Origin of the sequence: Roseiconus lacunae, from assembly GCF_008312935.1 — a bacterium.
GTDB classification, from domain to species: Bacteria; Planctomycetota; Planctomycetia; order Pirellulales; family Pirellulaceae; genus Stieleria; species Stieleria lacunae.
The window spans coordinates 1-23598 of the sequence record NZ_VSZO01000011.1 but is presented as its reverse complement, the minus strand read 5'-3'; the positions used below and the strand labels follow the sequence as shown (position 1 = coordinate 23598).

General features: G+C 56.4%; 15 protein-coding genes. 8 read left to right on the top strand and 7 right to left on the bottom strand.

The annotated features are described in order from the left end of the window. Positions 1–11: 11 nt before the first annotated feature. Positions 12–1856, bottom strand: a complete 1845-nt coding sequence (locus FYC48_RS15975) for a TolC family protein (protein WP_235034280.1) — start codon at positions 1854–1856, stop codon at positions 12–14. 243 nt (positions 1857–2099) lie between these two features. Here FYC48_RS15975 and FYC48_RS15970 point away from each other — a divergent pair, with 243 nt between their 5' ends. Genes FYC48_RS15970 through FYC48_RS15960 form a run of 3 tightly spaced genes read left to right on the top strand, consistent with a single transcriptional unit; the run spans position 2100 to position 7431 of the window. Further along, on the top strand, positions 2100–3416 hold the full coding sequence (locus tag FYC48_RS15970; RefSeq protein WP_160149567.1) for an efflux RND transporter periplasmic adaptor subunit: 1317 nt from the start codon (positions 2100–2102) through the stop codon (positions 3414–3416). Positions 3417–3473: 57 nt separating this feature from the next. Next, positions 3474–6653 carry an efflux RND transporter permease subunit gene (locus tag FYC48_RS15965; RefSeq protein WP_149497736.1) on the top strand — a complete coding sequence of 1060 codons (3180 nt, stop codon included), beginning with the start codon at positions 3474–3476 and terminating at the stop codon, positions 6651–6653. A 7-nt stretch (positions 6654–6660) separates the two neighbouring features. Beyond that, entirely contained in the window at positions 6661–7431 is a 771-nt protein-coding gene (locus tag FYC48_RS15960; RefSeq protein ID WP_149497735.1) for a GDSL-type esterase/lipase family protein, read from the top strand. Between the two features lie 51 nt (positions 7432–7482). Here FYC48_RS15960 and FYC48_RS15955 read toward each other — a convergent pair whose 3' ends face one another. The 3 genes from FYC48_RS15955 to FYC48_RS15945 form a co-directional block, all read right to left on the bottom strand. Then, the gene (locus tag FYC48_RS15955; RefSeq protein ID WP_160149566.1) at positions 7483–9309 is read right to left on the bottom strand and encodes a DUF1598 domain-containing protein; all 1827 of its coding nucleotides are present in this window, start codon (positions 9307–9309) and stop codon (positions 7483–7485) included. Between the two features lie 156 nt (positions 9310–9465). Continuing rightward, positions 9466–10326: an arginyltransferase gene (locus FYC48_RS15950; RefSeq protein ID WP_149497734.1), complete on the bottom strand. Its 861-nt coding sequence runs from the start codon at positions 10324–10326 to the stop codon at positions 9466–9468. A 35-nt stretch (positions 10327–10361) separates the two neighbouring features. Then, positions 10362–11756 carry a DUF1598 domain-containing protein gene (locus FYC48_RS15945; protein WP_149497733.1) on the bottom strand — a complete coding sequence of 465 codons (1395 nt, stop codon included), beginning with the start codon at positions 11754–11756 and terminating at the stop codon, positions 10362–10364. A 399-nt stretch (positions 11757–12155) separates the two neighbouring features. Here FYC48_RS15945 and gnd point away from each other — a divergent pair, with 399 nt between their 5' ends. Both gnd and FYC48_RS15935 read left to right on the top strand, forming a co-directional pair. Further along, positions 12156–13634: a decarboxylating NADP(+)-dependent phosphogluconate dehydrogenase gene (gene gnd, locus FYC48_RS15940; protein WP_149497732.1), complete on the top strand. Its 1479-nt coding sequence runs from the start codon at positions 12156–12158 to the stop codon at positions 13632–13634. Between the two features lie 375 nt (positions 13635–14009). After that, positions 14010–14996, top strand: a complete 987-nt coding sequence (locus tag FYC48_RS15935) for a hypothetical protein (RefSeq protein WP_149497731.1) — start codon at positions 14010–14012, stop codon at positions 14994–14996. A gap of 24 nt (positions 14997–15020) precedes the next feature. On the opposite strand, the gene FYC48_RS15930 is transcribed toward FYC48_RS15935, so the two are convergent. Both FYC48_RS15930 and FYC48_RS15925 read right to left on the bottom strand, forming a co-directional pair. Next, positions 15021–15971, bottom strand: coding sequence for a ribose-phosphate diphosphokinase (locus FYC48_RS15930; RefSeq protein ID WP_149497730.1), 951 nt, complete (start codon positions 15969–15971; stop codon positions 15021–15023). After that, a complete protein-coding gene (locus FYC48_RS15925; protein WP_149497729.1) occupies positions 15964–16752 on the bottom strand; it encodes a sugar phosphate nucleotidyltransferase in 789 nt (262 codons plus the stop codon). The genes FYC48_RS15930 and FYC48_RS15925 overlap by 8 nt, the downstream gene beginning before the upstream one ends. Before the next feature lie 403 nt (positions 16753–17155). Between FYC48_RS15925 and FYC48_RS15920 the strand changes: the two genes are divergently transcribed. Next, positions 17156–18193 carry a type II secretion system F family protein gene (locus FYC48_RS15920; RefSeq protein WP_235034279.1) on the top strand — a complete coding sequence of 346 codons (1038 nt, stop codon included), beginning with the start codon at positions 17156–17158 and terminating at the stop codon, positions 18191–18193. 504 nt (positions 18194–18697) lie between these two features. Continuing rightward, positions 18698–20581, top strand: coding sequence for a di-heme oxidoredictase family protein (locus FYC48_RS15915; protein ID WP_149497727.1), 1884 nt, complete (start codon positions 18698–18700; stop codon positions 20579–20581). Between the two features lie 201 nt (positions 20582–20782). On the opposite strand, the gene FYC48_RS15910 is transcribed toward FYC48_RS15915, so the two are convergent. Beyond that, positions 20783–21730 (bottom strand): helix-turn-helix transcriptional regulator, encoded by a 948-nt coding sequence (locus FYC48_RS15910; RefSeq protein WP_149497726.1) that lies wholly within the window; start codon positions 21728–21730, stop codon positions 20783–20785. A 317-nt stretch (positions 21731–22047) separates the two neighbouring features. On the opposite strand from FYC48_RS15910, the gene FYC48_RS15905 reads away from it, so the two are divergent. Continuing rightward, a complete protein-coding gene (locus tag FYC48_RS15905; RefSeq protein ID WP_149497725.1) occupies positions 22048–23283 on the top strand; it encodes a DUF1559 domain-containing protein in 1236 nt (411 codons plus the stop codon). Positions 23284–23598 lie beyond the last annotated feature (315 nt).

The window sequence follows — 23598 nt, the reverse complement described above, 5'->3', positions numbered from 1 at the left end:
CAAATAAACGATCACTGCGCAGTGCTTGATTGCCGCGGGGCGTTTACGGGCCAGCCCTGTGCCCATTGCAACTGAACTTGCGATCGGTTGAAATCGGCGACCGATCGCAAGTAGGCGACGTTGGCGGTTTCCAACGCTTGGGCCGACTGCAACACTTCCAGCGGCAACCCTTCACCGTCACGGATCCGGGAGAGGTTTCGATCGTAGCTACTGGTCGCCGTTTCGATCGCCCGCCGCGTCGTCGCGAGTCGAGTTTGGGAGTGTTTTACCTGGGCATACGCTTGCGTAATTTCGCGTGCGACCTGATCCATCCGTTGAAGTCGTTCGTACTTCGCTTGCTGAACCTCCGCCGACCGTACACGCCGCGCCGCACGCTCCCCAAGACCGAGGTTACGAACACGCCAGCTCATCGCGGCATCAAAATCATAGCGGCTGTCGATATCGTCGAGTTCGTCCCGCAAACCACCGCCGAATCCTCCTGTCGAAAATCCAAGCAACACGCTGGGAACCAACGGCGCGTACTTCTCGCGCCGGTATGCTTCACAAGCCGCGGCGACGAGTGCGGTCGACTCTTTCAACTCGGGCCTTAAACTAAGCCCCGTCGCCACCAACAGACCGCGGCCGGATGAATCCTCAAACGACGCCGCAGGGTTCAAGTCGAGCGGAATCATGCCAATTTCTGCCGGTTCAATCAAACGTGTGTCGTCGAGGCTGAGCACTTGCGCGAGTCGGGCCGAACACATTGCCGCCTCCTGCTTCGCTTCCGCGATTCTTGTTTCAACCAAAGCCAACTCGGTTTGCATCCGATCGGCATCGGCTTTCAGACCTTCACCGGCGTCGGCAAAGTCGCCGGTCAACTTTGCCAGTTGATCCGTTCGCTGACCGGTCGATTCAAGGATCGCGACCAGTTGCTGAGCTTCGACGAGATCCGTGTAGGCAACGGCGACATCACGAAGTGTGTCGTTGAGCGCCGCACCGGCGGCATGCCCACGGGCCCAGGCTGTTTTTTCGGCAACGCGTGGTAGGTAGATCGCATCAGCAAAGTGAAACTCGGCGATGATGCCAGGATTCGGAGTCGTCCCGGCCCCGGTAGCGCGATTGCCCAATCCGTACTGAAAGGAGTTCCGGTTGACATCGACAATCGAGCCATCACTCGCTTGATAGTTCCCATCGTGTCGGTGAAAGGAGAATCCCGCTTGGATCGAAGGCAACCAAAGCACTTTGGCTTGGTCGAGTTCCGCGTAGGCCTGCTGGACTCTCCAGCGGGCATGCCCGACGACGGGATGACCGGCCGACACCATCGCCAGAGCGGAGGGCAAATTCAGCTTGAGTCCCGTCGCGGCAGTGGCGTCAGTTTCGCGGACACTGCCATCGATGTCCGAACGGACTGCTTCGTTGCCGCCGAGGAGCACCGATTGACTGGCGAGCGGATGAACGCCAGCGATTCGGGTGAGCGAACGATCTGCAACGGCCGATTCCGCGGCATTCGTCAACGGTGCCTCCAACAGATCCGCCAATTTGTTGGGCGCTTCTGCGGTAGCGGCATTGATCGCTGCGATCTCGACCGCCACGTCATCCTCCCACGCCGCCGCCATTTGGACGGGCGACTGTCTTGGCATTACCGCCGCGGCTGATGCCGTGTGAATCTGTCCCGACGTTGCGGTCGGTGCCGGGCCGATATTCCGGTTCGATGCTTGTCCGGGTCTTGGTTGCTCGGCGGGAACGTGCAATTGTTCGGCCAGGGCAGTTCGCGACAAGCGATCGCGACTCGGCAGACTTAGGTTTGGCACCGAACAACCGGCGGCAACCACCCCGGCAAGGCCTAAGTATCCGATCGTTGCAATTCGCTTTCCCATTGTCTCTCACACTCCATTGACTTCCGGAAACGACGGTTCTACGGATCATGCTTCGGCAAACGAAGGGAGGGGACATAGCGGGCAAACCGATCGCAACTGCCAAGAATGTCAATCGAGTGATCCAAAAGACGAGTTGTGATAACTATGATGCAGGCACGCATCGGGCAAACACGGCGACCGGTAACGATTGTGCCGGTTATTCCGAAGATTGCCTCCACCACTGAACCAACAATTTTTTTGAACATGACGAAGCACATCCCTTCGCTCGCCTTGTCTTGGATGATCGCGGTCTGCGGTGCCGGTTGCGGTTCGCAGCGTGAAGTCGAACTGCTGGACAAAGACCGCTTCATTCCATCGGTACGGACGGTGGCGCTGGTCCAGACGGAACTCTCGCGAACGACAGTCCAGCCGGCAACGGTTCATGCCTACTTCGAAAGTACCATCCGCCCCAAGGTAAGCGGCTATGTCAGCGAACTTCGAGTCGACATCGGTGACGTTGTCAAACAAGGCGACACTTTGTTGGTGGTGGATATCCCCGAGGTACGTAAGCAACGCGAAGTGATCGAGGCGCGGATCGCCCGGCGACGGGCTGCCGAACGCCGGTCGTCCGCTGGAATCGAGCTTGCGAACGCGGAGGTTCAATCCGCGAAAGCAAGTCTGGCGGAAGCGGAAAGCCAACTCGACCAAATCGATGCCTCGCTCGCAGCAGCTGAGTCAGAATTCCGCCGTACCGAAGACCTCGTCCAGCGTGGTTCGCTCCAACAACGGGTGCTCGACGAAGTTCGCAAGAAACGCGATAGCGAATCGGCCGCGCGACGGTCGGCACAGTCGGCGATTGAATCCTCCAAAGCTCAGGTCACGGTCGCCGAAGCAAAACGGTCTGCGGCGAAGGCAGACATGGCCGCCGCCCAAGCCGAAACTCAAATTGCGCGTCGCGAACTCGAAGAAATCGATGTCATGATTGGCTATGCCACGATCAAGGCTCCGATCGATGGTGTCGTCACCGAACGGCATGTCGAACCGGGGAATCTAGTCGGACCAAGCGTCTCACCATCGAACCGACCGCTACTGGTAGTCAGCCAAATCGATCGCGTTCGGATTCGAATCCCCGTCCCCGAATTGGATGCCTCGCACGTTAATCCGGGGGACGAGGTTTCGATTTCTTTTCCATCCTTTCCCGATCAAGCCCCGCTGTCGGGCCAGGTTTCGCGGCGTTCATCCAACCTGCTGCGCGATTCACGAACGATGCCGGTTGAAGTGGATTTAGACAACACCGACGGTCGACTTCTGCCTGGAATGTTCGGACAAGCAACGATCGCCATTGAATCCAAAACGATGGCGAAGACTTTGCCATCACGGGCGATTCACTTTGACGAAAACGGTAACGCACAGGTCTACGTCGTCGACGAGAAAAACACGGTCAAGATTGCCGCCATCCGAACCGGCGCGGACAACGGAAACATGATCGAAATCGTCGATGGGTTGTCACTCGGGGCGAAAGTCATTGATGCGAATCTAAATCGTTTCGTCGAAGGTCAATCCGTCAACGTCTTGAACTAGCAGTCTCTTTTTCGGGGGACCCAATCAACCAACGCTCACTTCTTTTAGTCATCATCCATGGGCCTGATTCAGTTTTCGTTGAGAAATCGGTTTGCGGTACTCGCCGCAACGATCGCACTCGGTGTGCTCGGCGTCGCCGTCATTCCGGGAATCACCATCGACATCCTGCCAGACTTTAAAAAGCCGGTCGTCGTCAGCTTCTTTTCCTATCCGGGGCTGCCAACGATGGACATGGAGAAATCCGTGACCAGTCGCGTCGAACGGGCGCTCACGTTGGCCGGCAAGATCGAACACCAGGAATCAAGAACGGTTCCCGGTGCCGCGGTAATCAAAGTCTTTTTTCAACCTGGGGCCGATGCAAGTTCGGCGATGAACGACATTGTGAATCTGGAAGCGAGTGATATGTTCCACTTGCCGCCTGGGATCGAATGGCCGTTTACGCTGCGAAGTGAGCCCGCCAATTTGCCGGTCGTGCTGGCCGCGATTTCGGGCGAGGGTCTGAGTGAGCAACAGCTTTACACGATCGGTTACTACGCCGTTCGGAACAAAATGGGCGGGCTGAAAGGGGTCCAAATTCCGCACCCCTTCGGTGGCAAGTTTCGCCAGATGATGATTTACGTTGATCCGGCGAAGCTACAGGCGTATCACCTCGACTCGACCGACGTCGTCGACGCGCTTCAGAAAAGCAATCTGGTGCTCGCCTCGGGGACGGCGCGGATGGGCGGGACCGACTATCAAATCCATCCACGCAATACCCTGCCGACGATCGACGAAATTGAATCGATCGCCATCGCCGTCCGTGACGACCACCCGATTTTCATTCGCGATGTCGCCCGAGTCGAAGACGATGCGGCACTGCAGTACAACATCGTTCGAGTCAACGGAAAACGAAGCGTTTACTGCCCGCTACTTCGCGAACCCGGCGAAAACACAATCGCGGTGGTCGATCGGATCTATGAAGGCATCGGAGCTGAAATTCCAAAGATGAAAGAGCGGGGCGACATCCCCGAAGCCACCGAGGTGACGCTCGTATCGGACCAATCCAGCTACATCCGCAATGCGATCTCGAATCTTTACAAACAAATCGGTCTCGGTTCGATCTTAGTCGCGATTGTTGTCGTGGTGTTCTTAAGACGCTTCCTCCCCACGGTGATCATCGTACTCAGTGTGTTATTCGCAGTCCTGATCGGTAGTCTCGGGTTCGCGTACTCTGGTCAAACGATCAACGTCATGACCTTGGGTGGTTTGGCACTTGCGATCGGAACGGTCGTCGATGCGGCGATTGTCGTTGTCGAAAACGTCGTTCGTCATCAGCGAATGGGAAAAACGCCGATGGATGCCGCTCGTGATGGCGCGTCGGAAGTGTCCGGTGCGATCCTCGCAGGAACGCTGACGACGCTGGCCGTTTTCCTGCCGGCGGTCTTTTTGACCGGCATGATCCAATACTTGTTCACCCCGCTTTCGCTCGCCGCGACCCTGACCATCGGCGCGTCCTATGTCCTAGCGTTGACCGTGGTACCAGCATTTTGTGCCACCTTTGTCCGCGACTCGGCGTTGCCTGATACCGATCCTACCCAACCGACTCGGCAGACCGCCAAAGGATCAGGTGCATACGTCAAGTTGCTGTCCCGCTTGCTCGCATCACCGGCGATCGCATCGATCGCCATCATCACGGTCGTTGCCGGAAGTTTCTATTGGCTACCCCAAGTTGGCACGGAACTTTTCCCGAGCGTTGATTCGGGTTCATTCGAACTGCGAATCAAAACGACCCCGGGGACGGAACTGGAAGCAACGGAACGCCTCGTCGAGCGTATTGAAAACACCATCAAAGAGGTCATTCCCGAGGAACAGATCGAAACGCTGATCGCTAACATCGGCCTCCCCGTCGGCAAGGGAGCGGGGTTTTCGACGGTGCTCAGTAGCAACTCGGGGCCCGATACCGCTTACCTGATCGTGAATCTGAAACAGGCCAATCGAACGACCGGGACGTCAGAGTACATCGGTCGGCTCCGCGAACGATTGGCCGATGAGTATCCTCTCGAGCGATTCTTGTTTGTCTCCGGTGGGATCGTCAACATGGCGCTCAACGAAGGCGTGGCGACTCCGATCAATGTGCAAGTTTCCGCGGGAACACTAGGGCAATGCCGAGACGCGGCCGAACGAATCGTACAAGCGGTCCAGCGAATTCCCGGAACCGCGGACGTTCAAATTGCCCAGTCGCTTGACTATCCGCAATTGGATGTACAAGTCGATCGTACCCGCGCCAAGTATTTGGGGGTCGATCAAGAAGACGTTGCCAAAACGATTCTGACGTCACTGGGTTCCAGCGTCGGCTATGCCCCAACGATTTGGATCGACCCGAAAACCGGTGTCGACTTTTTCATGGGCGTGCAATACGAATCGAATCGGTTCGATTCGCTCGACGAAATCCGAAACATGCCGATCTCTTTGGCCACACCTGATGGTCCGGTCACGATACCGATTTCAAATATTGCGACCATCAAGCGAGTCAACATCCCCGGTGAGATTGCCCACTACAACATTTCCCGAGTCAACGACGTGCATGTCAATGTCGACGGGCGCGACCTCGGTTCGGTCGCTGCCGACATCGAAGCGGTCCTCGCGACGATGGAATTTGAAAATGGTGTCGGCGTAACGCTACGAGGCCCGGTAGAAAAAATGCGATCCGGTCTGGGAATGCTCGGGATCGGTTTAGCCGTCGCGACGCTACTGGTGTATTTGATTTTGATGGCTCAGTTTCGATCGTTTGTCGATCCGCTGATCATCATGTTGTCGGTCCCACTCGGCCTTGGTGGGATCGTCGTCGTCTTGTATGCGACCGGCACCACACTAAATATCCAGTCCTTGATGGGAACGTTGATGATGGTCGGTGTGGTGGTTAACAATGCGATCTTGCTGATCGACTTTGCCAATCAACGACGAGCCGTCGGTCAACGTGTCAAAGATGCAATGCTATCCGCCGCGGGCGTCCGCTTGAAACCGATCTTGATGACGTCGCTCACCCTTGTCGCATCGATGTTGCCACTGTCAATCCAGCTGGCACCGGGAAACGAAGCGATGATCCCGCTCGCCCGAGCCCTGCTTGGCGGAATGGTTGTCAGCACCATCTTGACGTTGTTGCTGGTACCATGCGTTTATATTCTGGTGCACCGTGATCGCACGGACAAACCGGACGGAAACCAGCCCACCACCTCCCCGACCCCTTCGATGGCTTAGACGAATCATGGATTCTCGAAACTCTTGGCTACGCTGTTGCTGCTTGCTTGTGATGATCGCGTCGATGGGCGCCGGGACAGCCCCCGCACAAGAATCGAATACGATCGAATCGGACGCTAACGACTTGCTCGGGCCCTACCGAGCCGCAGCGACCGAGCGATGGGAAAAGGACATTGCCGCATTCGATGGACTAAACGAACAAATCGAGCCGTCAGAGGATGCGATTTTGTTCATTGGTAGCAGCAGCATTCGGTTGTGGAAGACCATGGAACAAGACATGGCGCCCTATCAGACCATTCGAAGAGGATACGGCGGCGCCAAATTCACCGACATGGCCGTGTTTGCCGAGCGATTGATTACGCCACACCAATATCGCGCGATCGTGATGTTCGTCGGTAACGGGGTCTCCGGAAAGCCGGACGATCACTCACCAGAATTGATTGAATCGTTAGCTCGGCAAATCGTTGCGACGGCCCACGAACACCGCCCCAACACGCCATTTTTTTTGATCGAAATCACTCCAACGCACAGCCGCTTTAAAGCATGGGATAAGATCCGCAAGGTAAACGAACGATTGCGAGAAATTGCGTTGACGACCCCCAACACTTACTTCATCGCTACCGCCGGCGACTACCTTCGATCCGACGCGACACCTCGCAAAGAGCTGTTCATCAAAGACCAACTTCACCTGAACGAAGATGGCTATCGATTGTGGGCCAAAATCATCCGTCGGCGACTCGACGACATCCTTGGCACAACGATTACCCCATCGCCCTGAATTCCGCGCGTCTCTGTATCAAGGACGTTCGTTGAACGTTCTGACGCATGATCAGCGAAGGTCCCACCACCAGCGATCGTCTTGAACCGGCGGCAATGCAAGATGGTCGTGTTGATCGCCAAGCGTCGCGTAGGTCACCGCGTCGGCTTCGAGCAGCGACTTGGATTCAACGAAGACGCCACCGCTAGCTAAGATAATCTGATGCCGTTGCTTGCCATGCCGGACAGTATGACGGGTGGCGATCGAAGCGACTTCTTGCGGAGGATGTAAATTCCAATCGTCGGATTCGTCTTCGGCCGCCAAGCTCTCAGCCAAGTGTCGGTGAATCGGCAGCGTTCCGTATTGGCGTATCAATTGTGAAACCGCGGCGGCATGATAAAGCGACTCCAGTGCGCCATACAGTTGATACTGATCACGAAGTCGAGTCCAGTTGCGGTTAAAGTCTTCGACGAACAACTGACTTCGCGGATCGGCGATCACGTCACCGCGTTGTCCCGTCGCCAATGCTTGTTGGTTTTCGCGACTTAACTTGATCGGAGTTCCGGAAAGTTCGAAGACCTGCCGATCATGATCGCATCGAACCCGCATCGGATCGGCGGTGAACCATAACCGCAACAGCAAATCTTTTGGGGGGCCATCAGCGATCAAGCGATCGACGGCATCCAAGTAATTCATCGCGCCCTCGGGCATCGGATGCTTTCCCAGGGCTAGCTGCTTCATGTGTCGGTCGGCTTCGACCATCAGCAATGCGGCCGCGTTGTTTCCGGGAGCACCGAAGACCTCGACACGTTGCATGCCGAGTGCCGAGGCCATCGAATCGGCGGAGGTTGCGATCGGACGCAGGCCCCCCTGAATCTCATCGGCCATTCGCATTGCCGCCTGCAGCCCCTCGGCGGTCGGATCGATGGTGCAACCGAACGGCAAATCGGACAACGTCGATTTCAGACAACGAGCCAAAAAATCGGACCGCATGGTGACCATCCCTGTTTGACGATCGACCAACCATCCGCCCACGTCATCGATGCCACCGACCCTAGACGCGACGATGATGTCATCTTCGGTAAGAACGACGTACTCTGCTCGCGACAATCCGGCCAGATGCAGAACGACTTCACCAAGTTCCTGACCGAGTAGTCGGCGTCGTGAAATGGTGTCGCGCAGCCGTCGCAACGAAACACATCTCATCGTCGAGGGCGATCGCCAGTCGGCGGTCACATGACGTGGCGATTGACTGAGCCGACTCTTGAGATTCGCCAGTTCGCCGTGGTCACCGTCACCGCGATTCCTCCCGAAGTCTGCGCCCGCTTGCGATCGAGTGACGACCGAGACGGTGCCTCGCGGATCGACATAGATCCCTTGAGGATACGGAGCCATCGTGCTGTTTCCGCCAAGTGCTTCCCACGTGTCGGGAACGACAGTTGTTTGAATCAGTTGCATCAGGCTATCGAAATCTGCGAACGCCCCACCGCCGGCGGCACTGTTCGGGTTGCCTGGGCCCCCACCAAACTTCGGCCCACTTTCGCCCAAAAACACGTTCCCTTCGCTGGCGACACTCCGCCGCACTTGAGGGGAATCGATCTGGGAAAGCGTCGCCAAGGCCCCCTCGGCGTCCCCGAGTCGGTGCTGTGACTGAGCAACCTGCCCCAACCAGCGGTCACGCCGCTCGGCCCCGTTAATCGCGTTGACTTGTGAACCAGAGCCCGATTTGGCAGATGCTCCCGACACTAACATTTTAGCGATCGCAAACTCGCCCGATGCGATGGCACGCTCTGGGTCCGGTGGATCTGCACTGACAACAATGCCACAAGCCCCTACGCCAATGCCGATCATCAGCGAGCAAACGCTACGTGTTATACGCCAGCGAGCAAAACGCATCATCGAAAGCTCCAATCGCAGGGGGATTTGAACAAGCCGGTTGGCCGATCACTTGAGGGATGAATCGGACTGACGTGAAATTTCTGTGCCAAAGGATTTTTTTCGAGTGGGCGCCCGAATCAATTGCCAACGTTGCAATTTGATACAACACGACCTGTATTATTTTGCCGCAATCGTGACCCACTGACCATCGACCCGCCACTGTTGAGGCTGGAACCGGCGTTTGTAGTTTAAGTGCGAGTTATCGGCCACGTATAACCCCAAATAGACATACCGGCGGTTGGTTTCGAGAGCCTTCTTAAACTGCAACAGAATCGCCAGGGTTCCGATGGAGTACTTCGCGAAATCGGGGTCGAAGTGCGTGTAAACAGCATTGAGTGAGTTCGCCGCGACGTCGGTGATCGCCACCCCGATCAGCTTCTCCTGCCGGTACAACGCGATCTCTGCGGTATTGACACTCGTCGCCACTAAGAATTCGTGGTAGTCAGCCAGGCTGCTCGGCCCGTTCTGAGTCAATTCTCGCTTTGAACGATGGCGGTTAAACAGATCCAATCGAATGGGGTCAGCCTTGGCGGTTCCCCAAACGACACGTAACTCACGGTCACAGCGATTGATGATCCGCCGCATCGAAGATGAAAATCGAAACTGGTTTACGTCGACACGCACCGGAATGCACTCGCGGCAACTCGGACACTGTGTCCGGTAGAAAAAAGGCCCGGTGCGGCGGTATCCGTTGACAAGCAGATCGTCCAACCCCGCCGGTTCAAGTCGCATGACGGGATGCTCCAACGGCATGCGAGCGACTTGCCCATCCAAGTAGGGGCAACTTTGTGTTTGGTTGTATATCACCACCATCGGGGTGTTTGCCGAAGCAGATGGCGTTTTCACATCGATCGATCCGGACGATTCCACTGTCGGGCAAGCGGGAACCTGCGAGTCGTCGGCCGCTGCCGAAGGCGGAGTGATGGGCGTGTGCTCTCGATCCATAAAAAAACTGGCCAGCAAAGGAGAAACCTTCACTGACCAGTTTAGGGTTCAGATGGCTGAAAAGCGAATCAGTCCCACCACCACTGACCATCGTCCAGATTAGCAGGGCCAGCCGATTGCTTAACTGCGTTGTTTTTTCCGTCGCGATCGACGACCAAATTCTTACTGGTCAACGCTTTGCGCGGTTGCATTTGAACGCCACCGCCGAGAGGAGTCATCAGCGTGCTACCACGCCAGATTGCGTTGACGGCCGTTTCGACTTGCTCAGGCGCGGTGTAGGTCTGAACTGCGACGCTGTTTTCACTGCCCAAAACTTGCATCCCCCAATTTGCCTGACCATAAAAGTCTTGCTCCTGGATGTAAGCGGCGGCGATCGAAACGTCCATTAACTGCCGAAGTTCGGCGTAGATCCGGACACGATCTGCGATCAGGGGAAATTTCTCGGTGAAGTCTTGGCAGAACGCTTGGCTGGCCTTGTTGACTCGTTTGGTAATCGTTCGGTTGCCACCTGCGACTCGTTCGTTCTCGCCGACTAGCTGAACGCCACGTTCGTTGATTTTCATCGCCAGACCGTCTTCGCTGACCGAAATCCCGTCGTAGGTCGGCTGAAAATACCAACGTTCCATCGCGTTCGCAGCGACTGCGGCCGGATTAGCACGCTCGACGTAGCTCTTCACCGGCACGGGCAATTGTTCCAGTCCGATCCCGATCAATTTCATTCGGTAATCGGCTTCAACGAGAACGCGGGCAAAGTGGGTGTCATTAGGAATACCGCGAATCGAAACGGTTTGCAGTCCGAGGTTGTTCTTCAGCCCATGGGCGAGTTGCTGAGCGTCGCCGGGACGCACACGACCACGAACCGAGGCCAAAAATTGCTGCATACGCTGTAGGCCTTCGGCGGTTGGATCGATCGAAACGCTGATGACACCGGTTGGCTGACCGTGGGGGGAAAAGGCCCGCAGTGCGGTCACGACGTCTTCGAGCAGCACGGTGGGCTTGCCAGTTTCGATTCCTACCAGCCGGTCGGTGGGATCAGCGACGAAACCTTCGGCAGGTCCGGCGAGCACGATGTCTTGTGTTTCTGGGTAGTAGAACACGTATTGAACGCTGGTCAGTCCGGCCAAGCCTTTTATGTCGTCGCTCAATTCGCCTTTGTTCGCCAGCTGTTCCTGAACCGCTTTTTCGAGTCGCTGTAGCGAGACTTTTCGCAGTTCACTCGAACGCATCAGATCGTTGTCACGCATCTGGCGGGCGGCCATCAGGCGTTGCCGCGCGACGCGGGGATCAAATGTACGAACCTTTAACACCCCCGCAGCGTCGACATCGACACCCGCGATGGGCTGGCCAAAGTTAATGGTGTCGCCGCCTGTGCCGCCACCATTGTCCTGCCCGAACACGGCAGAGGGGACCGAGAACAGTAAAACAGCCAGGACGACGGGAATGGCGCGGAGAGGACGATTCATCGGGAAAACCAATTTCAAGGTCGCGACCAGAAGATTCGGAGCGTGGGAAAGAGAAGATACAGTTCTGTGACAGTAATTAGTCAGCAGCCGCTGGGCAAGAAACAAGCCGAAATCAGCCAAGAATGCGTGCAATTGCGAGCGAAAAATCGGACGAGAACGGCGTTTCAGCCAGCGTGGGGCGTTCGGCGGACAGTGACCGGCGGAAATCAGACGATTTCCACCGGGCCGGGCTCGGTTTGGCATTTTGGCGTTTTCGCGTTGATGCAAAACCTGTACCGCCTCTCCATTTATTTTAGCTCCCCGTTAGTGTTCGCGCCCCCGGCTTTCGGTTTTTCTGGCACGCCGTAGAATTTGCAGCCAACAGATAACTTCACACCTATTTGCCTGAAGAGCACAAAGATGAGCGGCGATTGCGATTTTGGATTGATTGGCTTGGCGGTCATGGGCGAGAACCTGGCCCTGAACGTCGAAAGTCGCGGTTATAAGGTCGCTGTGTACAACCGAACCACCAGCAAGGTGGATGATTTGATCAACGGTCGCGCGGCAGGCAAGAACTTTGTCGGAACCCACTCGATCGAAGAGTTCGTCAAATCCGTCAAACGGCCACGGAAACTAATGATGCTGGTCAAAGCCGGCCCCGCCGTCGACGCGATCATCGAGCAGTTGTTGCCCCATTGTGAACCCGGCGACATCATCATCGATGGCGGCAATGAATACTTCGAACACACCGAACGTCGCGTCAAACAGGTCGAAGAAGCCGGCCTGCTGTATGTCGGCTGCGGTGTCAGTGGTGGCGAAGAAGGCGCCCTCAAAGGCCCCAGCTTGATGCCCGGCGGAAGCGCCGACGCATGGCCGCATATCAAAGAAATGTTCCAATCGATCGCCGCAAAGGTTGGTCCCAATGACGACATCCCCTGCTGCGAATGGCTGGGTAGTGGTGGTGCCGGTAACTACGTCAAAATGGTTCACAACGGCATCGAATACGGTGATATGCAGTTGATCTGCGAAGCCTACCAACTGCTGAGCGAACTTGGCGGCCTGAGCAACGAAGAACTGTACGACGTGTTCGAGCAGTGGAACGACGGTGAACTGCAGAGCTACCTGATCGAGATCACCCGTGACATCTTCAGCGTCAAGGACGATCAAGGCGGCGACGGATTCCTGGTCGACAAAATTCTTGACGTCGCCGGCGCGAAGGGCACCGGGAAATGGATGAGCCAACTGGCACTCGACTTGGGTGTCCCGAGCACCCTGGTCACCACCGCCGTCTTCGCCCGCGGTTTGTCGGCTCAAAAGGAAGCCCGTGTTCGCGCCAGTGAGAAACTCAACGGCCCCGCTGCTGCCTCCAACCCCGAACTGCAAGCGATCGCCAAGTCGCTCGCCGGCAACAAAGCTGAACTCGTTGAAGCGGTTCGTCAGGCACTCTATGCTTCGAAAATCGTTTCCTACGCTCAAGGTTTCGTGCAGCTACAAGCCGCATCAGCCGAACACGGTTGGGGACTTGACTACGGTGCGGCCGCATTGCTGTGGCGTGGTGGCTGCATCATCCGCGCCCAGTTCCTCGATCGGATCAAAGAAGCATTTGACGAAGATCCGAACTTGGAAAACTTGTTGCTCAACAAGTACTTCGAGGACGCCGTGGAAAACTGCCAGGAGAAATGGCGCAAAGTCGTGGCGTTGGCATCGGTCATGGGAATCCCCGTTCCGGCGTTCAGCACCGCGTTGTGCTACTACGACGGTTATCGGATGGCACGCTTGCCCGCCAATTTGCTGCAAGCCCAACGCGATTACTTCGGTGCCCACACTTATCAGCGGACTGACAAAGAAGGCACCTTCCACACCGAATGGCTGGACCTTCGCAAGGCCCCCAAAGCCTAGTGCAACTTTCGATGTTGCTTCCCCCACCTTCCCGCACGCGGGAAGGTGGACCAGCGCCGACGCCGGAAAGCCTGTGCCTCATCGGCCCTACGGCGTTAGCCACGGTTATCATTCGTATGGCGTTGGCTACGTTGATTGCACCTTAACCTCGACGAACGCACCGCAGCTGGATCCGCAATCAATCTGGATCAACCACCAAAGCTTGACCGTGATACGGATTTGCAATCTCCCCGGCAACAACTTCAGCCCGTAAGGCCAATTTTCGTGGCGTCCACCTTCGTTTGTCCGTTCTGCCCACTGTGCTGCGATGATCTGCAATGGCCGGTGCAGACCTCGTCCACAACTTCAAACGAATCTCCACAACTCCAGTGCCCCGTGGCCGCCACCGAGCTTGAAGCGGCGCGAAACCCGATGCCGCCTCGGATCGATACGTCGGCGTTTGATTTCTCGGAACTCGACTTATCTTCACTTCGACAGACGCTCAAACTATCGGCGGCCCCCGTAGTCGCGTTTGACCAAGAAACGATCGAAGAATCAAAAGAACTTGTAAGTTGGCATGAACGCGGTTTGGTGCGTTTCGCCGCTGACGGCCCTCTCGATGAACTCCACGCGGCCGCACGAACAATCTCGCGTGACGGAGTCGTCACGGCAACCTTGGGAGACATTCGCACGCACGCCGAAACGATATGGCTGATCGGGGAATGCGAGTCGCGCTGGACACGACTGCCTCGGCAACTGGAACGGCCCGCTGGTCAGCTGATTCAATCGGCGTCCGTATCCGCCTCAATGATCGCGGGACTGATCGAGAATCGCCGCAATCGTGATCTCAGAATCGATCACGACGCTGGTTTGACATCGGCTGAACAGGAAACAATTTTGCAAAGCAATTCGCTTGCAGTCATCTTGACCGATGCACCTTTTGCCGAGGGCGAAGCAATAGCAGCGGCGGACTTGCTCGTCAAATTCATTTCCGAATCCAACACCGCAATCGATGAACGTCGACTTCGCCGAGCCGTCCTGGTGAATTTAACTGCACACAGCAACCTGGCTGCCGTGATGCTGTGGGCTCGCAACCAGTCGCTTGTCGACACGTTGACTGAGCTGCCTCCCGAAATTCGGATCGGATCACCGCACCGCAAGCACCTGGCGAATGAGCCGCCCCAGGTGAAACTGCAAATCGGCGGGATTGACCCCGGCCCGGAATTGGCGCGTTGCTTCCTACCGTCAGGTCGCCCCGGAATCCATTCGGCGGCAACGACACTTCGAGCCGATGGCTCGGTAACACTGCCACTGACGAAGCAGTGCGATACGTCCCTACCAATGCGGCTAGAACTGTTGCGGTCCGTCATTGGCGGCTGCTAACAAGCCGCCGTTTTTCAACGTTCGCTACCGCTCGCGAAACAGTTCGCTGATCGACTGATCGTGGTGGATCCGCTTGATCGCCTCGGCCAACAATGGCGCGACGGTCAACTGGACCATCTTGGGCAACATCTTATCCGACGGGATTGGGATCGAATCGGTGACGGTGAGTGAATCGATCGGAGCTTCACGAAGTCGTTCGATGGCAGGGCCGCATAGCACGCCATGAGTACACGCGATGTGAATCTCCGCGGCCCCGGCTTCGTGAACCAGCTTTGCCGCCCCGCAAATCGAACCGGCCGTGCTGATCATGTCGTCAAACATCAGCGCGATCTTGCCTTCGATCGGACCACCGATAATCGTACTTTGCCGAACTTCCAGGGCATTGGTCCGACGTTTGTCGACGATCGCCAAAGGCCCACCGAGGCGTTTACCGTGACCGACGGCACGCTTGATGCTTCCCTCATCGGGACTGACCACAACGATCTTGTCGTCGGTCAGCCCGCGACCGGAGAAGTGCTCATTGAGCACCGGTGCGGCGTACAAGTGGTCGACAGGAACGTCGAAGAAACCCTGTATCTGAGCGGCATGTAGGTCCATCGTCAGAACACGATCGGCGCCGGCCCGGGTAATTAGGTTGGCGACCATTTTGGCCGTAATTGGCACTCGCCCCTCGTCTTTGCGATCCTGGCGAGCGTACCCGTAGTATGGAATCACCGCGGTGATTCGCTCGGCGCTAGCACGCTTACAGCAATCGATCATCACCAACAACTCGAATAAGTTGTCGTTGACTGGCGGGCACGTCGGCTGGACCAAGAAAACGTCGCGACCACGAACGTCTTCATCCAACTTGCAAAAATTCTCACCGTCGGGAAATTTCCCCAGCGAGATCGCAGCGGGCTCTAAGTGCAAGTGGCGACAGATCTTCATCGCCAGTTCGGGATTGGCCCGGCCGCTGAAAATCTTTAGCTCACGCATATCCCATCTTCCGCATAGTTTCATCGACCAGACGCAACTCGTCCGGATTGTTGATCGAAAGCGACTCGCAAGGTTGAAGTGCGGGCAGGGCTTCCACAGGTCGACCGGCTTCGTAAAGCAATCGCGCGCAGTCGGTCAGATAGTATTCCGCTTGAGCGTTATCGTTCTTCAACCGTCCCAGCGACTCGAGCAAATCGGGGGTGTTGAACAGGTACGTGCTCATGTTGACTTCACAGATTTCCAATTGCTCGGGCGTCGCGTCTTTGTGTTCGACGATCCCGGTGAATTGTCCATCTGCACTACGAACGATCCTCCCCAAACCGGTTGGGTCGTCCTTTTTAAGTGTCCCCAAAAGCAACGCGGGATTGGTCTGGTTAAAATGATTGAGCAGCGTCTGAAGGCTGTTCGGCTGAATCAGTGGCGAGTCGCCGGCAACGACGATCGTCGGCCCCGACTGATGCTCAAGTTGTTCCCGGCAGCACTGAACGGCGTGACCGGTGCCCAGTTGCTCCGCCTGGAGTACGAAATCTATGTTCGAGTCCGGCCGCGACCCAAGCTCCTTTTTTACCGCATCAGCTTCATAGCCAACGACAACGATCTGCCGATGGATGCCGGCTTTTTCCAACGCGTCGATCACAAAATGAATCATCGGGCGATCGACAACAGGGCACAAAACTTTCGGCAAATCACTCTTCATGCGAGTGCCTTTGCCGGCCGCGAGCACGACCGCGCAGGGACCGGCGAACGAATCCGCGGGCCCCGATTCAGACGAGGAAGTCATGATTGGTCAAATGGAGGAAAGTGGGGTGGTCGTTCCTTGAACAGGCATGTTCGTCGTTCGACGGCATTCGAACAACCACCGGAGCGATCGGTAGATAATCAAATCAGCAAAATTCCGTCGTTGCGTCCCGTTTTGATCAATAAATCGCTGCGACCCGCCCCCTCTGCACATGTCGCTTCGGCGATCAAAAGCCCGCAGAAAAACTGGTGTGAATGTCGCCCCCTGGCCATTGTCGCTGCGGCGTTCGCGTTGACAATGGGCCCCCGGCGGAGAGCCGTCGTAACCCGTGGGCCTCGACGCGATCACACCGCGAGCAACACGATGCCAATCCACGCCATGCCGCTACTCGTACGACTCGGCATCACCATGCCCCAGCAACCAAACGTCCCTAATGTTTAGCAAGATGCCGATCTCTGCCGCCGGTGCGTTCTGTCGACGACTGGGCGTCGGACTGCGAGCAGGCGCGAGCCTACTGATGTTGCTCGAAGCGGAAACCAAGTATGGCTCTCCCCGACAGAAAGCAGCACTTTCAGAGTTGCTCGAAGAGATCAAATCGGGCTTCCAAATCCACGAAGCGATGCAGAAGCAGTCCAATTTTTTTCCTCGGCTGATGATCGCGATGACTCATGTCGGCGAGTCAACCGGCAAACTCGAGCGGACGTTTCTGACGCTAGCCGAACACTACGAACAACAAGTGAAACTGCGGCGACAGTTCATGTCATCGATCGCATGGCCGGTGATTCAGTTGGTCCTTGCCATCGGTGTGCTCTCGATCGTCATCTGGATCATGGGCATCCTCACCCCTGTCGGCGGCGGAGAACTGACCGACATCCTCGGGCTGGGATTACGTGGCACATCGGGCGTGCTGGTGTTCTGGCTGTACATCGCCTGTTTTGCCGCCATCATCGCAGCGGTGATCTATGGGTTTCGGCAAAACCTCGGCGGCGTGCACAATCTGGTCCCGGTGTTCTACCTGATTCCCAAACTTGGCCCGGCACTTCAAACGATCACACTGGCAAGATTCACACGCATCCTTGCGATCGCGATCGGGGCCGGACTGGATCCGATCCGCAGTGTCAAGCTTGCCTTGGCGAGCACCGGCAGCGATTACTACGAAAGCGGCGCCGAAACAGTGAAGGTAGCGATCCAAGAACGCGGTTCAACGATGTCCGAAGCGCTGCGTTTAACAGATATCTTTCCCGATACATTCTTGCAGTTAGTCGAAGTATCCGAACTGTCAGGAACCGAAAGCGAATCGATCGAGCATATTGCCGATGAATACGAAGCCCGTTCACAAATGGCGATGCGAACGATATCGGGCATTGTCACCGGAGTCATTTGGATCTCCGTGATGGGCCTACTCGTGTTCTTCATCATGCGGATCGCAATGGTCTATGTCGGTAACATCAACTCAGCCTTGCAGGACTTGGGACCGAACTAACGCTTCGGTTTTTGTTGACACTGCGAACGTAGCCACTCGGCCGACAACAAGTACTTCGTTCCATTCGAAAAAACGAGTTCGGCTCATCAGCCGACTGGCGTTCGCCCCGGTGATTGCGACGACGCCATGGCCAACGCCATACGGCGAATCCTAAAACCGACTTGGAACGAAGCATTAGCCACAAACCGGAGCGAGCATTGCGGGTAGATCACCGGCCTGCAAACACCATCATGCAAACACTTTTGGACCGGTGAAAAAAAGAAATTCTGAGGCACCTAAACGATCCGCTTGTGATATTCACCGCCCGGTCAAAATACGCCGGCAATTTCATTGACACGGGGGTGCCGTCCCCCTAAAGTGAAATTGTGCTCGGCGTTCAGCGAAACTGCTGGATGGGGAAAGCCAGCCAAATCAGTACGCGTCAAATGCCTCCTATGACGCCTCAGCCTGGTTGTGTCCCAGGATGACTTTCTCAGTAAATCTTCAAACGTGAGGCGAATCTTGATGAAGACGACGTTGTGGGTGGCATGCTGCGCCACACTATTGGTTCCAAACGCCGCGTCCGATGCCGCATCGCCTGCGGCGAATGTTCCGGTCGCAGAGCATCAAGCCAACATCGTTCAAGGTAAACGACTGTTTGAGCATCAGTGGACCAGCGGTAACCCTCGGCTTGGTAGCGATGGCCTGGGACCGCTCTTCAACGCAAGTTCGTGCGTCGGCTGCCATCACCAAGGCGGCGCAGGCGGTGGCGGTGATGCACGATTCAATGCCAAGACCATCGGGATTGAAAAGATGCGAATCGACGGCGGTCGCGTGACACCGGATGTATTGGCAACCATGATCACGTCACTTCATCCGGGCTTTCGCTTGTCCGACGGGACAATCATTAACACCTGCGCGATCTCTCACTTTGGTGGGACGTCTGCGTATGATTCCAGCAGGACAAAATTGATTGAACTGCTCCCCGCCAAGTTTGCGGACGAAGGCGGCCTGAAAAATGCCGCCGAGGTACGCCTCGCCAACGCGTATCCGATTCAGATCCAAAACCAAATTGGCGAATACACCATCACCGCTCAGGCCCGACTTTATCAACGCAACACCACCGCACTATTTGGCGCCGGACTGCTCGATCAAGTCCCGGACCGAGTACTTAAACAACAAGTCTCCATTCAGTCAAAGCATCCGGAAATCAGTGGCCGCCCCTCGACGCTTCGGGACGGACGCTATGGGAAATTCGGATGGCGAGCCAACCTTGCGTCACTCGCAGAGTTTACCGATCAAGCTTGCGCGAACGAAGTCGGTTTGAAAACGAAACGTCGCCCCCAACCCACCGACCCCACCGACCCGAACTATCGCAATCCGTCAGTCGATATCAGCGACGAACAAGTCCTTGCGATGCGTGATTACCTTGCCGCACTTCCGGTCCCGACCCGCCGAATCCCAGAGGATGCCGATGACCGACAGGTGGTCTTGCAAGGCGAACAGTTGTTCGCATCTGTCGGGTGCGCCGTCTGCCATGTGCCGGACCTCGGTCCCGCAAAAGGCGCCTACACGGACCTGCTGCTCCACGAAATGGGCTCCGGCTTGATGGACCTTAACCATGCCGAACCCTACATCCGAAAGGCAACGATTGAAACGAGCCCAAGACTCTCGGAAACTCGGCGGATCAGCGGTCAAGGCACCGGCCTGGAAACATCCATGGGGGCTTACTACGGACCTTCGACAGAAATCCAGAGCGAGACCCTCGAACAGGCAATGTCGGTTGACTTCAACCCAGCGGCAAGCGGCGCAGGCAACGGCCGCGGCACCCGAGGCTACTCGCCCTACCAGAGGTCGTCACGCAACAGATCTGGTACCCCCGTGTCGAGCCGAAACCTTGCCGGTGGCTTATCTTTCGAAGCTCCTGACTACCCGTCGCAGATGGTCTTGCTTGCGCCACGATCGACGGACAAGATTCATGAAACAAGCGAAACGAAGAACCTCGAGAGGATTAATATTGGTGGCGTCGCCAGCCGAGAGTCGAACATGCGAATTTCACGAGACCTATTAGGTGAATTCGAAGATACGACGACCACCTCGGTTTGGCTTGATAAGTATCTTCGACTTCGCTTCGAACCGACACGGTTTAATGAAGAATGGCGAACACCGCCGCTCTGGGGCGTCGCCGATTCGGCCCCCTACATGCACGACGGACGCGCCGAAACGTTGCTTGAAGCGATCACCCTTCACGGAGGAGAATCCGCCGCGACACGCGACCGCTTTCTGTCGCTTCCCAAACCCGGGCGTGACGCAATCATCGCGTTCTTAGAAACGTTGGTCGCCCCTGCTCCTCAACCTTTGACCGCTACAACGATTGAACACTCAAGTAGCGATACCCAATCTCGGTAACAGGCACGACGAACACTCACGTTCGTTCCGCCCTGCTTTTGCTGTTCAGGTTTCGCCGACTGGCCCTCGCCTCGGCGGAACCGCGATGCAGAGACCAAACGCCCGACGCTGATTCCGTTAGGTCCGAGCCTTGTTCCAAACCAGGCTAATCGGTTTCTGAAACACCGCCCGTTAGAAGCGAGTGACGGGGCGAGACACACCTCAGTATGCTGGCTGCCCTGACGGCACGTCCGGTTCGGACGCCCCCTCGACGGCCTTCTCATCTGCGCCATTATGCGCCTGTTTGCGAAACTCGAGTGGAGAAAGATTCGACCACTTCTTAAACGAATTGCTGAACGAAGAACCGTTTTCGTAGCCGACCATCCGGCCAATCGCGGTAACGCCAAGCCCGCCTTCGGACAACAAGCGACACGCGAGCTTCATCCGCACCTCCGTGAGGTGGCGCAACGGAGGCTCGCCGACAAGGGAACGGAAGCGTTCGGCGAACGTCGACCTCGACAATCTCGCCAACCGAGCCATCATTGGAACGGTCCACGGCAACGAAGGGTCAGACCAGATCTTTCGAATCACCGGCCCGATATTGCGATCCGACAATGCCTCCATCAATTCCTGGGGCATGTCATAAAGATCGGGAATCGATCGATCTAGTTCGGTCGCGAGCGCTTGCAACAAGATCGCTTCGGCCAGCTTGCTGATGATCAGCTGGTCGCCCCAATTGTCAGCGTTTAGCCCCGAGCGGGTTGCGTTTTCCAACAACCCATTGGTGCGCATCAGACTTTCGTATTCCCGTGACTGAACCAACGTCAGCGGTGGCAAAAGCTTGTCAATGCGATTGTGTTCCAAGCCGATCGCATCGAAGGTTGCCACAAGAACTTTCGCCGCGCCCGAGACAGGACGGATTTCGGCATCTTGAGATCCGGTTGAGACGGCGTGATCGGCAGCCGCCAGTTTAATCGACTCGCTGGAACCGGCCAACGAAACCGTCACCTCGCCGCCCTGGACAACGACCAACCCGGCGGTTCCGACTGGGATCTTTAGCGTCTCACCGTTCCCGATCAGTTGCATCGAAGTGTTCCACCGCGGCAGATAAAGTGATGCCAGCAGTGTTTCTACCATCCTTGGCGATTGGCTTACGGTCTCAGAGAGCATAGGTGACGCGATATGAAAATAAGGGGCTGTTTAAACAGTTGAACCCCAATCGGGCTTTGCGGTTCCGTTGAACGCCATAATTTCAGGCGACCGCCAAAGGAGGGTCCACTAGTCAGGGTCTTTCGATTCTCGAAAGGTGGGCAAGGGATCTTCGTTCCCCATTGTGGGAACGTGCCTGACCGATCTCTGCGAACAACTTCGGAGGAATTCGCAAGTGAACTGGAGCATTTAGGATAGGCCAAATACTTTACACCTAAGTTAAATACTCCGTCCCTTCCTTTTAACTAATTTTCCCTTTCCCCGGAGAACATGTTTGCATGGCACAAACTCCACTAAGTAAGTCGCGTAGCGGCTTTACCCTGGTTGAACTTCTAGTTGTAATTGCAATTATCGGCATCCTTGTAGGATTGCTACTTCCTGCCGTCCAAGCCGCTCGCGAAGCAGCCCGCCGCATGAGCTGCAGCAATAACTTCAAGCAAATTGGACTTGCCCTTCATAACTATCACTCGGCCTACAAAAGCCTTCCGAAGCAGGCCGGTGGTACCTACCACCTTGGCACCAACGGGCAAATCGGCAGCACCGACCTTCAAGCGAACAACCGGCACCGCTTGAGCTGGCTGATTGGCTTGACTCCGTTTATGGAGCAGCAAGGTATCTGGGACAAGATTTCCTCGTCATACGATGCCAACGGCGACGGAACGCTTGACTTTCCCGCGATGGGCCCCCACCCATGGCACGGCACCTATGAACCATGGCTAACTCAATTGCCAACGCTGCGATGCCCATCGGATCCTGGCGTTTCGCCTCCCGGACTGGCTCGCACCAACTACGCCGCATGTATCGGCGATGCAACCGACTGGGTGAATCACGGATTCTGGCGTTGGGAAAACAACACCTGGAACCAAGGCCATATTGCTCAAGCGAATGCATCTAACCGTGGTTTCTTCTACAACCGACGAGCGATGAAGTTCCGCGACGTACTTGACGGTTTGTCGAACACGATCGCGGCCGGCGAAATCGCTACCGGCCTCGGTGACCGCGACGTCCGCACCGAGCCTTACTTCAACATCGGCTGGACGAACATCCACGACAATCCTTCGGCCTGCCAAGACGCAAACCTGATCGATCCAGAACGCCCCCGATTCTGGGACCCCTCGGTTGGGAACACGTCTAACCCTGGATTGGTTAGCACCGGCTGGAAACGCGGCTACCGCTGGACAGACTCCTGCCCCACTTACACCAGCATGACCACCATGTTGGGACCGAACCGCGAGGTTTGCATCGGCGGCGGCGGCGACTTCGATACCGGAGTCCTGCCCCCAAGCAGTCGTCACCAAGGCGGCGTCCACGTCTTGATGGGCGACGGCGCTGTCGTCTTTATGACCGACTCGGTGGAAGCAGGCGACTCACGTCACCCAACCGTTCGCAACAACACCGCGATCAACACTTCGCATCCAGGCTCGGCGCCAGGATCGAAAAGCCCTTACGGCCTTTGGGGAGCCCTCGGTACTCGAGCGAGCAACGAAGTCATCGATACAGCCCTGAACCAGTAACCTTATAGAAGACTTCGCTCCAAGACGGTCACCTTCGCTTTTGCGAATCCCGTTCCAAAGCATAAGACTTCTGAACCTGCTAGGCCCTCAACGGTAATGTACCGTTGAGGGCTTTTTTCTTAAGCACACCATGGTGCTCTTTCTCGATCAGACATTTGGCGCATTGAAGATCATTGGGTTGGGCCCATCAGCCATCGGGCACTAAGCAGTTGAACACGAATGATTCGGCTTAAGTCATTTCACTCTCCCACTGGGCATTGGTATCTACACAAGTTTTAGCTTTTCGTAGACTGCACTGGATGGAATTAATCTTCC

Excerpts from the sequence above, each read along its gene's own strand:
- FYC48_RS15975 (WP_235034280.1), bottom strand. The coding sequence starts at position 1,856 with ATGGGAAAGCGAATTGCAACGATCGGATACTTAGGCCTTGCCGGGGTG.
- FYC48_RS15970 (WP_160149567.1), top strand. The coding sequence starts at position 2,100 with ATGACGAAGCACATCCCTTCGCTCGCCTTGTCTTGGATGATCGCGGTC.
- FYC48_RS15965 (WP_149497736.1), top strand. The coding sequence starts at position 3,474 with ATGGGCCTGATTCAGTTTTCGTTGAGAAATCGGTTTGCGGTACTCGCC.
- FYC48_RS15960 (WP_149497735.1), top strand. The coding sequence starts at position 6,661 with ATGGATTCTCGAAACTCTTGGCTACGCTGTTGCTGCTTGCTTGTGATG.
- FYC48_RS15955 (WP_160149566.1), bottom strand. The coding sequence starts at position 9,309 with ATGATGCGTTTTGCTCGCTGGCGTATAACACGTAGCGTTTGCTCGCTG.
- FYC48_RS15945 (WP_149497733.1), bottom strand. The coding sequence starts at position 11,756 with ATGAATCGTCCTCTCCGCGCCATTCCCGTCGTCCTGGCTGTTTTACTG.
- gnd (WP_149497732.1), top strand. The coding sequence starts at position 12,156 with ATGAGCGGCGATTGCGATTTTGGATTGATTGGCTTGGCGGTCATGGGC.
- FYC48_RS15930 (WP_149497730.1), bottom strand. The coding sequence starts at position 15,971 with ATGCGTGAGCTAAAGATTTTCAGCGGCCGGGCCAATCCCGAACTGGCG.
- FYC48_RS15925 (WP_149497729.1), bottom strand. The coding sequence starts at position 16,752 with ATGACTTCCTCGTCTGAATCGGGGCCCGCGGATTCGTTCGCCGGTCCC.
- FYC48_RS15920 (WP_235034279.1), top strand. The coding sequence starts at position 17,156 with ATGCCGATCTCTGCCGCCGGTGCGTTCTGTCGACGACTGGGCGTCGGA.
- FYC48_RS15915 (WP_149497727.1), top strand. The coding sequence starts at position 18,698 with ATGAAGACGACGTTGTGGGTGGCATGCTGCGCCACACTATTGGTTCCA.
- FYC48_RS15910 (WP_149497726.1), bottom strand. The coding sequence starts at position 21,730 with ATGCTCTCTGAGACCGTAAGCCAATCGCCAAGGATGGTAGAAACACTG.
- FYC48_RS15905 (WP_149497725.1), top strand. The coding sequence starts at position 22,048 with ATGGCACAAACTCCACTAAGTAAGTCGCGTAGCGGCTTTACCCTGGTT.